Origin of the sequence: Streptomyces sp. NPDC051219, assembly GCF_040682335.1 — a bacterium.
Classification (GTDB): Bacteria; Actinomycetota; Actinomycetes; order Streptomycetales; family Streptomycetaceae; genus Streptomyces.
In genome coordinates this window covers 134,945-150,181 of record NZ_JBFBAS010000015.1, presented here as the reverse complement: position 1 = coordinate 150,181, position 15,237 = coordinate 134,945, and the positions used below count along the sequence as shown (strand labels likewise).

The window sequence follows — 15,237 nt, the reverse complement described above, 5'->3', positions numbered from 1 at the left end:
GGCTCGTTCAGGGAACGTACAACGGAAGGATGCGGAACGCAACCGTTCCGTTCCGTGTTAATCTCCGATCATGGACACGCGCCCCGACACCGACACCGGCCGCCCGCCCACCGGAGCCGCCCTCCTCCGGGAGTCCGTGACCGAGACCATCCGGCAAGCCATGTTCGAAGAACTGGCGGAGGCCGGATACGCCCGCATGTCCATGGAGGCCGTGACCCGCCGCGCGGGTGTGGGCAAGGCCGCGCTGTACCGTCGCTGGCCCTCGAAGGAGGCCATGGTGGTCGAACTGATCTCCGAGGCGGCCGGTGAACACATCCCCACGACCACGGACTCGGGCTCGCTGCCGGGCGATGTCGAGAGGTTCATCAGGGAGACCCTGGGCGCTCTGCGGCATCCGCTGGTGGGCAGGATCATTCCGGACCTGCTGGCCGAGTCGGCGCGCAGCGGCACGCTGCGCGAGGCGCTCCACGACGCGGTACTGGCGCCCCGCCGCGCGGCGGTCGCGACGGTCCTGCGCCGGGCGGCGGACCGGGGCGAACTGCCGCCCGACATCGACACGAGCCTCGCCATCGACCTCTTCGGCGCCCCGCTGTACTTCCGCATGCTGGCTGCCGGCGGCCCGACCGACGACGCCTACATCGCCCGCCTCACCCGCGCTGTCGTGGCGGCGATCGCCGCCGGCCGCTAGGGTCTCCCGGCGGCGAATCCGAGCCGGAGCCGCACCGGCAGTCTCCGCACACTGTTGCCCACAAAGCTCGCGTGCCGGGGCAGTTCAGCCGCCGGAACCGCGAGATCCAGGTCCGGGAACCGGGTGAACAACTGCTCCAGGGCGATGGTGGCCTCCATTCGGGCCAGGGGCGAGCCCAGGCAGTAGTGCGGTCCGTGGCCGAGGGAGAGGTGCCGCACGGCGACGGACCTCGTGACGTCGAACCGGTCGGCATCGGGGCCGTACGCGGCCTTGTCGCGGCCGGCGGCCGAGTAACCGGCCAGTACCGGGGTGCCTTTGGGGATCACGGTTCCGTCGAGGGTCAGGTCCCGGGTGGGGTAGCGGAACGGGAAGTAGCTGACCGGGCTGTCCCAGCGCAGGGTCTCCTCGACCACGTCCGACCAGGTGGCCTTCCCGGACTGGACCAGGACCAGCTGGTCCCGGTGGGCGCACAGCGCGCGGACGGCGTTGGTGATCAGGTTCAGCGTGGTCTCGTGGCCGGCAATGATCATCAGCATCAGCGTGCCGATCAGCTCGTGCGGGCCCAGCCGGTCGCCGTCCGCCTCACGGGCGGCGATCAGCGCGCTCGTGAGGTCCTCGCCCGGATTCTCCGTCCGGGCGAGGACGACCGCCCCGAGGACCGCCACCATCTCCCGGTTGGCCGCCATCGCCTCGTCAGGACCGATGTCCGTACTGACCACCTGGTTGGACAGTTCGTGCAGCCGGTCCTGGTACTCGGCGTCCACGCCGAGGAGTTCACAGATGACACCCATCGGCAGCGGCAGCGCGAAGTGCCGGCGCAGATCGGCGGTACCGCCGCCCGCCGCGGCCGCCCGGCCGAGGCCGTCCAGCAGTTCGGCGCTCATCGTCGCGATCCGCGGCCGCAGTTCCTCCACCCTCCGTACGGTGAACGCCTTGCTCACCAGGGACCGCAGCCTCCGGTGGTCGGCGTCGTCGGCGGTGGTCATGCCCTGTACGGTGGCGAAGGTCCTCAGCGGCCAGCCGTCGGCAATCCGCCCTTCCCGCAGCGCGGTGAAGTGCCGCGCTCCCTTGGCGACGTCCGGGTGGGCGAGGAACTCCTTGAGCGCGTCATGCCCGAGCACCGCCATGCCCTCGACGCCACCGGGGAGCAGGACGGGCGCCACGGCACCCTGGGCTAGCAGCCGGGCGTTGTCCGCGTGCGGGCAGCCGCCGCCCGTGTCCATGCGGTGCGATGTTCCGGATGAGGTGTTCAACACTGCTCTCCTGACTGCAGGACACGCCGAAAGTGCAGGAAACGCCGGGGTCCCCTGTTGCTCGGGGGCATGCAGAATCCTACGATCAACCGCTTGGCCTCGAACGGCCTCGAACGCCAGTCGCCAGTATGGCTGCCAAGTCCGACGGAAGGGGCTGCGGTGCGTAGCGCAAAGTCCGACGAAGACGCCCGGGGCGGCCTGCGTGATGTAGAGGCATTCAGCCGCGCCGCCGTGGCCGTCTTCCGGCTGAACGGCAGGTTTACCTCCGTACTGGACCAGTTGACATTCCCTTCCGGACTCAGCGCGGCACGGTGGCAGATTCTCGGCGTGGTGACCGCCGAGCCGATGTCCGTCTCGGGTATCGGCCGCTGTCTCGGAATCACTCGGCAGAGCGTGCAGCGCATCGCGGACCTGCTGGTGGAGCAGGGGTTGGCGGTCTACCGGGAAAACCCTTCCCACCGGCGGTCCAAGCTGCTCACAGCCACGGCGGACGGCGTGGCGGCAATGCGCGAGATCGACGCCGGCCACGCCGGTCTCGCCCAGCATCTCTGCGAGGAACTCGGCGGGGAAACGGAGTTCCGAAAGGCCGTCGAGCTGCTGCGGGAGCTCTCCCTCGCACTGCGCTCCGCCGCCTCGGCGACGGATGTTCCCAGCCCCCGCACACCCGCCGAACCGGCTTGAATTCGCCCCTACCCCCGGGGGTGTTATGCCCTCATCAACTTCACTTCTTTGCGGTACCGTTACCGCCCTCACGCAGGTGGTCCGGGGGCCGGGGGGTCTGTTGAATCAGTTCGTCTTCAGAATGCTGGGTCCACTACTGGTCCAGACCGCGGAGGGACCGCTCCGCATCCACGGCAGGCGTCAGTCCACGGTTCTCGCGATGCTGTTGCTCTCCGCGGACCGGATCGTGTCCGTCGACGCCCTCGTCGACGCCGTTTGGCCGGAATCCCCTCCCGCGACCGCTCGCAACCAGATCGCGATCTGTGTCGCCACGCTGCGCAAGAGCTTCAAGCAGGCCGGGGTGACCGATCTGCTGCTCACTTCTCCCCCGGGCTATGTACTGGCGCGTGGTGAACACCGCATCGACGTAATGGAGTTCATGGAGGAGGCGGAACGGGGCCGGGACGTCGCACGGCACGGCCGGGCCGAGGACGCCTGTGCCCTGCTGGAGGAGGCGCTGAACAAGTGGCGGGGGGCGGCACTCGACGAACTGGCCGGAGAGCGGATCGAGGCGGAGGCCACCCGCCTGGAGCAGCTGCGGCTGGACCTGATCGAGGAACGGGCCGGGCTGATGCTCGAGCTCGGCCGTCACCGCGCGCTGACCGGGGAGCTCACCGAACTGGTCCAGCAGCACCCGCTGCGCGAACACTCACGTGAACATCTGATGCTGGCGCTTTACCGCTCGGGGCAGCGCGCCGAGGCCCTGGAGGTCTTCCGGCAGGGCCGGCGCCTGCTCATCGAGGAACTCGGCATCGAGCCGGGCCCCGCCCTGCAGCAGCTGCACGACCTGATCCTCCAGGACTCACCCGAGCTGACGCGTCCCCCCACCGCCGGACCGGCAAGACCGGTCGCGCCGCAGACCGTCCCGGCGCAGCTGCCCGCCGACGTCATGGGATTCACCGGACGCCAGTACGAACTGGCGGCCCTCGACCGGCTGTTGAAGGAGCCCTACAACCCCCACGCGCCGGCGGTGGCGACCATCGTCGGCGTGGGCGGAGTGGGAAAGACTGCCCTGGCCGTGCACTGGGCGAGTCAGGCCGCGGACCGGTTCCCGGACGGCCAGCTCTTCGCCGACCTCCGCGGATACGACGAGGAGTACGCGCCGGTCTCCCCGGCCGCCGTACTCGACCGCTTTCTGCGCGCCCTCGGGACGCCCGCTCCGCAGATCCCGGCGGAGCCGGACGAGCGGGCGGCGCTGTTCCGCAGTCTTCTCAGCACCCGGAGAACGCTGATCGTCCTGGACAACGTGCGTTCCTTCACCCAGCTGAGACCCCTCCTGCCGGGAGGCGGCCGCAGCGCAGTGCTCGCCACCAGCCGGGAGGCTCTCGACGATCTGACCGGCGACTACACCACGCTGCGGATCAGACTGCGGGTACTGGCTCCCACCGAGGCGACCACCCTGCTGACGAAGATCGCCGGAGCCGACCGGTTCGGCAGTGATCCGGTGGCCGTGGAACAGCTGAGCGCGCTCTGCGACTGCCTTCCGCTCGCGCTGCGGATCGCCGGCGCGCGGCTGGCCGCCAAGCCGAACCTGAGCGTGCGGAGTCTGGTGGAACGCCTGCGGGACCAGCGGCGGCGGCTGGACGAACTGAGCCCGAGCGAGGGCGGCGTACGCGCGGGCTTCCGGCTCACGTACCGCGACCTCCCGCCCGAGACGGCCCGGATGTACCGCCGACTGGGGCTGCTGCGCACCGCCGACTTCGCGGCGTGGGCAGGGGCGGCGGTCCTCGACACCGATGTGTGGCACGCGGAGGAGCTCATCGATCAGCTCGTCGACGCGCAGCTGCTCGAGGTCGCCGACACCGAACCTGGCCGGGCGGCCCGCTATCGCTTCCAGGATCTGCTGCGGCTGTTCGCCAGGGAGCGTGCGGAGGCCGACGAGCCGGAAGCGGAGTGCGACGCGGCGCTGGAGCGCACCTTCGCCGCCTGGCTCTGGCTCGCCGAGGAGGCGCACCGACGGATGGACGGGCGTGAGTTTCCCGTCGGCCGCGTACCCGCGTCGGCTCCGCGCTTCCTGCCGGAACACGCAGACGAGCTCCTGACCGCGCCACTGGACTGGTTCGACTCCGAGCGCGCGACCATCACGGACGTCGTCGCGCACGCGGCGGAGACCGGCCGGGCCCACTACGCGTGGACTCTGACCGAGAGCGCCGTACCGCACTTCGAGACCAGGAACTACCTGGAGGACTGGCAGCGCTGCGCCGAACTGGCCCTGTCGTCGGCACGGCGCACCGGCGACCGGCCGGGCGAGGCCATCATGTTGCGGCTGCTGGGGTCACTCGCCATCTACCAGCGGCGTTACGAGCAGGCCGAGGGCTGGAACATCGCCGCCCTGCGGCTGCTCCGGGAGACGGGGGACGTACACGGCGCGGCGCTCGCGCAGCGCAATCTGGCCATGTGCGCCCGCTTCCAGGGGGACTGGGACCGGGCGCTGGAGTACTGCCGGGCGGCACTGGACGGGTTCCACGAGTGCGGTGACACCGGGAACGAGGCCCATCTCCTCGGTTTCCTCGCCGAGATCGAGCTGGACCGGGGCCAGGTCGAGCGGGCTCTGCCGCTGGCGGTCGAGGCCGTGGCGCTGAGTCGCCGAACCGGATCCGTACGCGCCGAGGCACAGGGCACCTACCGGCTGGCCGAGGCGCGGTTACGGGCCGGGGAGCTGGATGAGGCGGCGGAGTCGTTCCGCGAGGTCCTGCAGCTCACACGCAAGGAGGGCGACCGGGTCGGCGAGGCCCACGCGCTGCGCGGACTGGGCCAGACACAGTGGAGCCAGGGCCTGCTGTCAGCGGCGGGGGGCACGCTGCAGCAGGCCCTGGAGATCACGGAGGAGCTGGCCGACTGCTTTCTGAACGCCCGGGTGGAGACCGATCTCGGTTGTGTGGAGGCGATCGGCGGCCGGAGCGCGGCGGCGGCGGAGAGATTCAGGCGGGCCCATGCCTCGTTCGGCGAGGTGGGGGCTCAGCCCTGGCGGGCGCGCGTGGCGCGGCTGCTCGCCGCGGTGGGCGGCGACTGCAGCGAGAGCGGGAGTGACGCCGGCGAAGTGCCGCAACGTTCCTTCACCGCGGAGGAGTTGACGCTACTGCTGGTGGACCGACCCAGCTGACTCTTGTCCTACGTGGGTGTGGAGGTCAGCCCCACGGCATGTCGCCGTGCTGACCGCCCGGCGGCGGACCCGCCGACTTGACCACGCCCCACGGCATGTCGTCCGCGCTCGTGACCGTCGCCGAGTATGCGGAGGTTCCCAGTCCGTCGGCTGCCCCCACGAACAGACCTGCGAGTACGACCAGGCAGGCGGTTGTCGCTCTCTTCGCCGTACGAGTGCTGCGCATCTGGAATCCCCTCTTCGGTGGACCGTCATTGCCGCTGCTGCGGTACGAACGGAACAGTAGGGATGCCTCCTTTTGATTCTTTGTCCCTCCGATTTCATGCGCCGGGAGCCCCGTGAAATCGCCACGATATCGAGAGAACAACGCACTCCTCTAGCGTCGTTCGGAGATTCTTCCTATGAATCACGAACGGGGCTGCACATGGAATTCCGAGTGCTCGGTCCAGTCGAGGTACGTCAGGACGGGCGCAGGGCCTCGCTCTCCGGGGCGAAGCTGCACACCGTGCTCGCGGCCCTCCTGCTGGCCCGCGAAGAGGTCGTGTCCGATGAACGGCTCAGCCGCCTGCTGTGGGGCTGGACACCGCCGGCCACCGTCAGCGCCCAGCTCTACACGTACGTTTCCAGGTTGCGGAAATTACTCGGCGAAGAAGTCCTGATCGACCGCAGGCCACCCGGATATGCCATGGCCATAGGCGACTCCACACTGGATCTGATCGAATTCGAGCGGCTCGACCGCGACGGCCGGGAAGCCCTGCTCGAAGGCGACTTCGAAAGGGCGGGAGATCTTCTGCGTGACGCCCTGGCGCGGTGGAACGGGTTCCCCTTCGCGAACACCACCGACCACCTCGCCGATGCCGAGTCCCCCCGCCTCAACGAGGCCCGGGCAGTGACCCTGGAGCACCGGATCGCCGCGGATCTCGCGCTCGGCCGGCATGAGCAGATCACCGTCGAACTCACCGGTCTGGTCGCACAGTTCCCGCTGCGCGAGCGCATCCGCAGCCAGCTGATGACCGCCCTGTGCCGCTCCGGGCGGCAGGCCGACGCCATTCATCTCTACCATCACGGCCGCGAGGTGCTGGCCGAGGAACTGGGCGTGGACCCCGGCGAGGAGCTGCGGGCCACGTATCAGGCACTGCTCGACGGCAGCCTCGGCCGGCAGCCGGAGGCCAGGACCGTGGTGCGGGCCGCCGTCCGCCCGGCCCATACCTCCGGCCGGCCCTCCGCCGTGCCGTCGATGCTGCCCCCGGACACGGTCGACTTCACCGGCCGGGAGCGGGAGCTCGAGCTGGTGTGCCGGGCTCTCACCCCGGTGGACGGAGCCGCCGACCGGCCACGTCGTGTCCTGGTCACCGGGATGGCTGGGCTCGGCAAGACCGCCCTCGCCGTGCACGCGGCGCACCGCTGTCAGCGCCACTTCCCCGACGGACAGCTGTACGCCGACCTCCGGGCGCCCGACGGCACCCCGCAGCATCCCTGCCGGGTACTGCGCCATCTGCTGCGCGCGCTCGGCCGGCCGGCCGACGGGAGCACCTCCGACGACCTGGACGAACTAGTCCGCCTCTACCGCGAACTGACCGGTGGCAAGAGGCTGCTGATCCTGCTGGACAACGCGGCCGGCGCCGCCCAGCTCGGCCCGCTGCTGCCCAACACACCGGAACCCGCCGTCCTGGTCACGGGCCGCACCGCGCTGCCCACGGTGGCCGGCGCGCACACGGTCGCCCTGGAACCGTTCGGCTCCCGGGCCTCGCTCGAACTGCTCGCGGCGGCGGCCGGACCCGACCGGGTGACGGCGGCCCCCGGCGCGGCGTCCGCGATCGTGGAGCACTGTGCCGGGCTGCCCCTGGCCCTGCGGATCGTAGGCACCCGGATCGCCGCCCGGCCGCACTACGCGCCGGACAGGCTCGCCCGGCGGCTGGCGGATCCGGCCACCCGGCTGAGCGAGCTGCACTCGGGCGACCTCGATGTGCACACCGCACTGCTGCCGTCCTGGCGGGCACTGGACCCCGAGGCGCGGGACGCGTTCGCCGCGCTGGCCGGACTGGGGTCCGAGCCGTTTCCGGCGGTGAAGGCCGCCGTGCTGCTGGATGTACGGGAGGCGGACGCCGAGCGGCTGCTGGAGGCGCTCGCCGACACGGCACTGCTGGAGGTCAGCGGCGCGGACGAGTGGGGACAGCCCTGCTATCTGTTCCATCCGCTGGTGCGGTTGTTCGCCCTCTCCCTGCCCGGCGGACAGGGGATTCCCGCCACGGACACCGTGCCCCGGAACGTAACCGCCGGCTAACCAGCCGCCCCTAGCCTCGCCCTGCCCGGCAGCGCGACGTCCCCCCGCCCCCGCCCGCCCCGGCCCCTGTTCCCATACCCCGCGAGTGGAGTTGGACCCATGACCGACCTCTTGCACACCCGCGCGAGCCAAGACGCGTCCTTCCCGATGACCGAGACGCAGCAGGCACTGATGATCGGGCGTGGCGAAGCCGTCGAACTGGGCAGTATCGGCTGCTACGGCTATTTCGAGTGGGAGCGCGCCGACCTCGATCCGGAGCGGTTCGAGACGGCCTGGCGCCGGGTGGTCGACCGCCACGACATGCTCCGCGCGGTCGGCCGCCCGGACGGTACCCAGCATGTGCCGGCCGATCCGCCCCCGTACGACATACCGGTCCTGGACCTTCGCGGTCTCCCCGAGGAGGACGCGGCGAAGCAACTCGCGGAACTGCGTGCCGAGATGAGCCATGTGGTCTTCCCGGTGGGCAGCTGGCCGCTGTTCGACCTGCGAATCATCCGGCTGCCCGGGGAAGGGAATCCCGTCCGGGTCCATCTCGGTATCGACCTCCAGGTGCTGGACGCCTCCAGCGCCTTCCAGGTGCTCTTCCCGGACCTGATCGACCTGTACGAGAACCCGGACGCCGAACTCCGCGACCCCGGGATCACGTTCGCCGAGTACGCGCACTGGCGTGCCGACGCGCTGCCCCACACCGAGACGTTCCGCGCCGCCCGCGACTACTGGCTGGAGCGTGTGCCCTCCCTGCCGCCCGCCCCGTCCCTGCCGACGACAGGCGGCCCGCGTGACGGCGACGTCCGCTTCGACCGGCGCGAGCACCGGCTGTCGCCCGCCGAGTGGAAGCGGTTCGCCGCGAGGGCGCACGAGGCCGGCCTGAGGCCCTCGGTGCTGCTCACCGCCGCCTTCGCCGAGGTGATCCGGTGCTGGGCCGAGGAAGCCGACTTCACCCTCAACTATCCGGTCTTCCAGCGGCCTTCGGTGCACGAGGGCATCGGCGGAGTGCTCGGCGACTTCACCAACGCCGTCCTGCTGGCCACCGACAGCTCCGGCGAGACCTTTCTGAACCGTGCACACGCCCTGCGCGACCAGCTCGGCCGCGACCTCGAACACGGCGATTTCAACGGCGTACGGGTGCTGCGCGAGCTGACCCGGCTGCACGGCGTGGGCGCACAGGCCGGTATGCCCGTGGTCGTCACCAGCCTGCTCGACTACCCGGCCCGCCGCCCGGTGACCGACCTCGGCCGGGAGGTCTACTCGATCTCGCAGACGCCGCAGGTCTCCCTGGACGTCCAGCTCCGCGAGCTCGACGGCGAGCTCCGCGTCATCTGGGACTACGTCGAGGGCGCGTTCGCGCCCGGATTCATCGACGCCGCCTTCGGCGTGTACGTGACCCTGCTGCACCGGCTCAGCGACGACCCGGACAGCCTGCACGCCAAGCGCTTCGACCTGATCCCGCCGGCCGAACGCGAGTTGCGCCGGCAGGTTAACGACACGGCCGGGCAAATACCGTACATCACCTTGCACGAGCTGTTCGCCGAGCAGGCCGCCCGCACTCCCGACGCCGAGGCCGTCGTCGACGCGAAGCGCAGGCTGACCTACGCCGAACTGGCGACGTACTCTTGGCGCATCGGACGCATCCTGCGCGCGCACGGCGCGGCCCCCGGCGAGCTGATCGCCGTCGTCATGGAGAAGGGCTGGGAGCAGTACGCGGCTGTGTACGGCATCCTCGCCGCCGGCGCCGCCTATCTGCCGCTGGACCCGTCCGTACCGCCGGAGCGGCTGCGCCGGCTGCTCGCCGAGGCCGGCGTCGACAAGATCCTCACCCAGTCCGGCCTGGACGCCCGGATCAGCTGGCCGCCCGCCGCCCGCCGCTACCGGGTGGACCGGGACTTCGAGGTCGGCAACGCCACCCGTCCCGACACGGCCCAGACCCCCGCGGACCTGGCCTACACGATCTTCACCTCCGGTTCGACGGGCGAGCCCAAGGGCGTGATGGTCGACCACATCGGCGTGGTCAACCTGGTCCGCGATGTCGCGGCGCGTTTCGAAGTCGACGCGGCGGACCGGCTGCTGGCCATCTCCGGGCTCCACTTCGACGCCTCGATCTACGACGTCTTCGGAGTGCTGACTCAGGGCGGCACGGTGGTGATCCCGCCGCCGTTCGAGCATGCGGAGCCGGATGTCTGGGCCGATCTGGTGGCCGCCGAGCAGGTCACCCTGTGGAACTCCGTACCGGTACTGATGGAACTGCTCGTCGGCGAGGCCGAGGTACGACAGAGGCGCGGCGACAGCCGGCCGCTGGAGTCGCTGCGGCTGTCCGTCCTGTCCGGCGACTGGATTCCGCTGACCCTGCCCGACCGGCTGCGCGCGCAGAGCCCCCGTATCCAGGTGGTGGGCTCCGGCGGGCCGACGGAGACGATCTGCTGGTCGCTCTTCCAGCCGATCGGCGAGGTGGACCCGTCCTGGACGAGCATCCCGTACGGCAAGCCCATCACCAACCAGCACTACTACATCGTCGACGCCACGGCGTACGAGCGCCCCCTCGGAGTCGTCGGCGAGATGGCGGTGGCCAGCGACGTGGGGCTGGCGCTCGGCTACTGGAACGACGAGGAGCGCACCCGCAGCAGGTTCGTCAACCTCCCCGAGACCGGTGAACGGGCCTACCTGACGGGCGATCTGGGTCGCTATCTGCCGGACGGCAGCATCGAGATCCTGGGCCGGGACGACTTCCAGGTGAAGGTACAGGGCCACCGAATCGAGCTGGGCGAGATCGAGGCGGCGCTGCGTCAGGACGAAACGGTGGCGGCGGCCGTGGTGGTGGCTCCGGCCAGCGCGCACGGCGTCCGCCGGCTGCACGCCTTCGTGGTGACCGAGCCGGGCGGCGCGGCCGGGCCGGTCCTGGCCCGGCTCACCGAGCAACTGCCCTCCTACATGGTGCCGTCCGCGGTCACCGTGCTCGACGAACTGCCACTCACGCGCAATGGCAAGGTCGACCGGCTGCTGCTGGCCGCCACCGCCGGGCAGCAGCACTCCGCCGAGGACGAAACTCCCGGGGACGGCGGCGAGGAACCGGGCAGTGCCCTGGAGCTGGTGCTGTGCGCGGCCGTCGCGGACATCCTGGGCCTGGACCGGGTGGCGCCCGGCGACAACTTCTTCAAGCTGGGCGGAGATTCACTCAGCGGCACCCGGCTGGCCGGTCTCCTCCAGGAGCTGCTGGGTGTACCCGTACCCGTCAAGACCGTGTTCCAGAACCCCCTGGTCGCCGATCTGGCCGAGAAGATCGCCGCGGACGAGCAGCACGGCGCGGGCGCCGTCGCCGCCGCGGAGGCACTCAGCGAGATGGAGGCGGACGCCCCGGACGCGCAGCACAGCACGGACAGCACGGACACGACGCACAAGTCCGAGAGGGGACAGTCATGAGTCTCACCCTGCCCGCGCCCGTCACCGAGCCGTCCGAGGACGGCGGGCCGCTCGTCGCCGGCCCGGCGGCGGGACCCGATCTGGTCACGTTCGCCGGTCACGCCGCGGCCCGGCTACGGGACGCCGACGCGTCGCTGTACGCCCTGCTGACCCGGGAGTCCGCGCGCCAGAACGACACCCTGATGATGGTCGCGGCCTCCAGCGTCGCCGACCCCTCCGTACTCGCCTGCGGGGGCAGCGCGCTCGGCAATCTCACCGCCGAGGGGTACCCCGGCGGCCGCTACCACGCCGGCTGCGGGGTCGCCGACGAGATCGAGAAGCTCGCCATCGACCGGGCCCGTGCGGCCTTCGGCGCCCAGGACGCGATCGTGCAGCCGCACTCCGGGTCCTCTGCGAACCTCGCCGTCATCACCGCACTGCTGAGCCCCGGTGACACCCTGCTCGGTCTGGACCTCGACTGCGGCGGGCACCTCACGCACGGCTCTCCCGCCTCGGTGACCGGCCGCTACTACCGGGCCAAGGGCTACCGGGTGACCCCCGAAGGCCTCCTCGACTACGACCAGATCCGCACGACGGCCCTCGCCCACCGGCCCAAGCTGATCGTGTGCGGCGCCAGCGCCTACCCGCGGAGCATCGACTTCGCCCGGTTCCGGGAGATCGCGGACGAGGCCAACGCCTACCTGCTCGCCGACATCTCGCACATCGCCGGGCTCGTCGCGGCCGGACTGCACCCCAGCCCGGTCGACCACGCCCATGTCACCACCACCAGCACCTACAAGCAGCTGTACGGTCCGCGCGGCGGACTGATCCTGCTGGGCCGCGACGCGCGCAAGGCCGGCCCGGAACGCGGCACCCTCGCCGCGACTCTGCGCCGCGCCGTGTTTCCGTTCACCCAGGGCACGCCCGACCTGGCGTCGATCGCTGCCAAGGCACGGGCACTGGACTTCGTGGCGAGCCCCGACTTCGCCGAACTGGCCAAACGCCTGGCGGACGGCGCGCAGACCATCGCGGAGCGCATGTCCGAGCGCGGACTGCGTCTGGTCACCGGCGGCACCGACACCCACATGGTGCTGCTGGACCTGCGCGGCACCGGACTGACCGGCGACATCGCCGAACAGGCCCTGGAATCCTGCGGGATCGTGGTCAACCGCAACCGTGTACCGGGCGACACCACTCCCGTCCGGGTGACGGGCGGGCTGAGACTGGGGAGCAACACGCTGGCCGCCCGCGGAATGGACCGGGCCGCCACCGCCGAGTGCGCCGACCTGGTCGGAGACGTCCTCGACGCGCTGCGCGCCGGCGGCGGGGTCCTGCCGGACCCGGTACGCGACCGGGTCCGCGCCCGGGTCTCGCAGCTGTGCGTCCGCCACCCCCTGCCGGGCTATCTGTCATGACCTTCAGCGGCTTCCCGCCCTCGGCGCTGCGCCTGTACGCGGACCTCGCGGCCGACAACACCAAGGAGGCATGGCGGCTGCGCCACCGAGAGGTGTACGAGCGCGAGGTACGCGCGCCGATGGACGAGCTGGCCGCCGAACTGAGCGACGCCTTCCCTGAGTACGCGGGACCGGACGGGGTGCGGGTACTCGGCCCCGTCCGCGACACCCGGATGTCCCACGACAAATCCCCGTACAAGACCTACCAGGGCGCCTACCTGGACCTGCTGCCCTGTCTGGGCTTCTGGCTGCATCTGGACCAGCGGGGGCTGTACGTCTCCGGGCGGTACTACCCGTACGCCGGCGACCAGATCGCCCGGTACCGCGCCGCCGTCGAGGACGAGGACGGCGGCGCGGAACTCGTCCTGATCACCGAGCGGTTGACGGGCCGGGGATTCACGATCGCCGGCGACCGCCTCAAGTCCCGGCCGCGTGGTGTCCCGGCGGACCATCCGCGGCTGGACCTGCTGCGGCACCGCAAGATCGACGCCGGCCGCCGGTACGGGCCGGGACCGGACGTCCACACCGCCCGTGCCGGGGATCTGGTCCGCGAGACCTGGCGGACGGTCCTGCCGCTGCTGGACTGGGTGGCCGCCCGCAAGCTCACTCCGGAGCCCTGCCCAAGAGGAGTTGACAACCCGTCATGACACCCGAGACCGTCGATCTGCGCAGCGACACGGTGACCCGGCCGACTCCGGGAATGCGCGCCGCGATGGCGTCCGCGGAGGTCGGCGACGACCTGTTCGGCGAGGACCCTACGGTGCGCGCGCTGGAGGAACGGCTGGCCGGCATGTTCGGATTCTCCGGCGCGCTGTTCGTACCGTCCGGGGTGATGGCCAACCAGATAGGCCTGCGTCTCCTGGCCGGACCGGGCGAGGAGCTGGTCTGCGACGCCGAGGCGCACATCCTGGCGCACGAGGAGGCCTCGCCCGCGCGGTACGGAGGGATCCAGACGCGGACCGTGTCGGGGGGGCGCGGTCTGGTCACCCCGGAGGCGCTCGCCGAGGTCCTGCGGCCCGGGAACGCGTACACCGTCGGCACCCGTGCGGTGGAGGTCGAGCAGACCCACACCCGCGCGGGAGGCACGGTCCACCCGCCGGCGACGCTTCGCGCGGTGCGCAGGCTGACCGCGGAGGCGGGTGTCGCCGTCCATGTGGACGGCGCCCGGGTCTGGAACGCTCTGGCCGCGACCGGGACACCGCCGCAGGAGTACGGGGCGCAGGTGGCCGACTCGCTCTCCGTCTGCCTGTCGAAGGGGCTCGGGGCGCCGGTCGGCAGCGTGCTTCTGCTGGCCGCCGAAAGCCTGGCGCACGCACGGAAGTTGCGGCACGGACTGGGCGGCGGTATGCGGCAGGCCGGCATCCTGGCGGCTGCCGGCCTGTACGCCGTGGACCACCACCAGGAGCGGATCGGCGAAGACCACCGCAACGCCGCCCTGCTGGCGGCGGGGTTGCGGGACGCGGGGTACCCGGTGCGTCCGCCGGAGACCAACATCGTCCTCGTCGAGACGCCCGGCGCCGAGGACGTAGTGAGGAGGGCAGCTCGCAAGGGGGTGCTGGTGACCGCGCCCGGACCGTCGGTGGTCCGGATGGTCACCCATCTGGATGTCGGACGAAATGCGTGTCAACGTGCCGTGCAGGTGCTTGTGGCGGCTATGAGTGAAGCGGGCCCCGGGATGCAGCGCAGCGCGTGTACGGGGCACATGGAGAAAGCGGAAGAGAGCGAAGAGGCAGCATGAGTTTAGAAGTGCGACCCGCAACGGCGGAGCGCTGGGACGATCTGCAGGCCGTTCTTCAGCCGAAGAAGAGTGCCCACACCTGCTGGTGCATGGCGTGGCGGCTGTCCACCGGTGACTACGGCCGGATGACGGCCGACGAGCGGGGCAAGCACATGCGCTCCCTTGTCGAGTCCGCGGACCCGCCGCCAGGAGTGCTGGGCTATGTGGACGGGGAGGTGGCCGGCTGGTGCAACGTGGCGCCGCGGAAGCAACTCGACCGTCTCACCGCCTCGAAGACGATCACCCCGGTGGACGACCAGCCCGTGTGGTCGGTGACCTGCTTCGTCGTACGCAAGGACTTCCGCGGCAAGGGTGTCGCGTCGGGCCTGCTGGAGGGCGCGGTCGAGCACGCCCGCGCGCACGGCGCGCCGGCGGTCGAGGGGTATCCGGTGGACCCGGAGGGCGGCCGGGTGAACCCGACTCTGGCCTACGTCGGGACGATGGAGATGTTCGAGCGGGCCGGCTTCCGGCGCGTGAAGATGACCGAGGCCAAGAGCGACAAGCGGCACCGGTGGGTGATGCGGCGCGATCTGGCCTGATCGCCCCGCACCGGGGAAGGGGCTTC

Annotated in this window: 11 protein-coding genes; 9 read left to right on the top strand and 2 right to left on the bottom strand. The window is 71.0% G+C overall.

Annotation, left to right across the window (positions count from 1 at the left end; translation table 11 throughout):
* The first annotated feature begins 70 nt into the window (after positions 1 to 70).
* On the top strand, positions 71 to 688 hold the full coding sequence (locus AB0M62_RS19260) for a TetR/AcrR family transcriptional regulator (protein ID WP_366075424.1): 618 nt from the start codon (positions 71 to 73) through the stop codon (positions 686 to 688).
* Here the strand turns inward: AB0M62_RS19260 and AB0M62_RS19255 are convergent.
* Entirely contained in the window at positions 685 to 1,911 is a 1,227-nt protein-coding gene (locus tag AB0M62_RS19255) for a cytochrome P450 (protein WP_366075454.1), read from the bottom strand. The two genes, AB0M62_RS19260 and AB0M62_RS19255, sit on opposite strands and share 4 nt — an antisense overlap.
* Positions 1,912 to 2,100: 189 nt before the next feature.
* On the opposite strand from AB0M62_RS19255, the gene AB0M62_RS19250 reads away from it, so the two are divergent.
* Positions 2,101 to 2,622, top strand: coding sequence for a helix-turn-helix domain-containing protein (locus AB0M62_RS19250; RefSeq protein ID WP_366075423.1), 522 nt, complete (start codon positions 2,101 to 2,103; stop codon positions 2,620 to 2,622).
* Positions 2,623 to 2,743: 121 nt separating this feature from the next.
* Positions 2,744 to 5,764: a BTAD domain-containing putative transcriptional regulator gene (locus AB0M62_RS19245; RefSeq protein WP_366075422.1), complete on the top strand. Its 3,021-nt coding sequence runs from the start codon at positions 2,744 to 2,746 to the stop codon at positions 5,762 to 5,764.
* Positions 5,765 to 5,789: 25 nt separating this feature from the next.
* Here the strand turns inward: AB0M62_RS19245 and AB0M62_RS19240 are convergent, their stop codons facing one another.
* Positions 5,790 to 5,990, bottom strand: coding sequence for a hypothetical protein (locus tag AB0M62_RS19240; protein WP_366075421.1), 201 nt, complete (start codon positions 5,988 to 5,990; stop codon positions 5,790 to 5,792).
* A 198-nt stretch (positions 5,991 to 6,188) separates the two neighbouring features.
* Between AB0M62_RS19240 and AB0M62_RS19235 the strand changes: the two genes are divergently transcribed.
* From AB0M62_RS19235 to AB0M62_RS19210, 6 genes are all read left to right on the top strand, one after another.
* Complete coding sequence (locus tag AB0M62_RS19235; protein WP_366075420.1) at positions 6,189 to 8,048, top strand: BTAD domain-containing putative transcriptional regulator; 1,860 nt, start codon at positions 6,189 to 6,191, stop codon at positions 8,046 to 8,048.
* A gap of 99 nt (positions 8,049 to 8,147) precedes the next feature.
* The gene (locus tag AB0M62_RS19230) at positions 8,148 to 11,462 is read left to right on the top strand and encodes an amino acid adenylation domain-containing protein (RefSeq protein ID WP_366075418.1); all 3,315 of its coding nucleotides are present in this window, start codon (positions 8,148 to 8,150) and stop codon (positions 11,460 to 11,462) included.
* Complete coding sequence (gene glyA, locus AB0M62_RS19225) at positions 11,459 to 12,856, top strand: serine hydroxymethyltransferase (protein ID WP_366075417.1); 1,398 nt, start codon at positions 11,459 to 11,461, stop codon at positions 12,854 to 12,856. The genes AB0M62_RS19230 and glyA overlap by 4 nt, the downstream gene beginning before the upstream one ends.
* The gene (locus tag AB0M62_RS19220) at positions 12,853 to 13,542 is read left to right on the top strand and encodes a DUF2461 domain-containing protein (protein ID WP_366075416.1); all 690 of its coding nucleotides are present in this window, start codon (positions 12,853 to 12,855) and stop codon (positions 13,540 to 13,542) included. The genes glyA and AB0M62_RS19220 overlap by 4 nt, the downstream gene beginning before the upstream one ends.
* Positions 13,539 to 14,633 carry a GntG family PLP-dependent aldolase gene (locus tag AB0M62_RS19215; RefSeq protein ID WP_366075415.1) on the top strand — a complete coding sequence of 365 codons (1,095 nt, stop codon included), beginning with the start codon at positions 13,539 to 13,541 and terminating at the stop codon, positions 14,631 to 14,633. The genes AB0M62_RS19220 and AB0M62_RS19215 overlap by 4 nt, the downstream gene beginning before the upstream one ends.
* An 8-nt stretch (positions 14,634 to 14,641) precedes the next feature.
* Positions 14,642 to 15,211, top strand: coding sequence for a GNAT family N-acetyltransferase (locus tag AB0M62_RS19210; protein WP_366075414.1), 570 nt, complete (start codon positions 14,642 to 14,644; stop codon positions 15,209 to 15,211).
* The last annotated feature ends 26 nt before the right edge of the window (positions 15,212 to 15,237 follow it).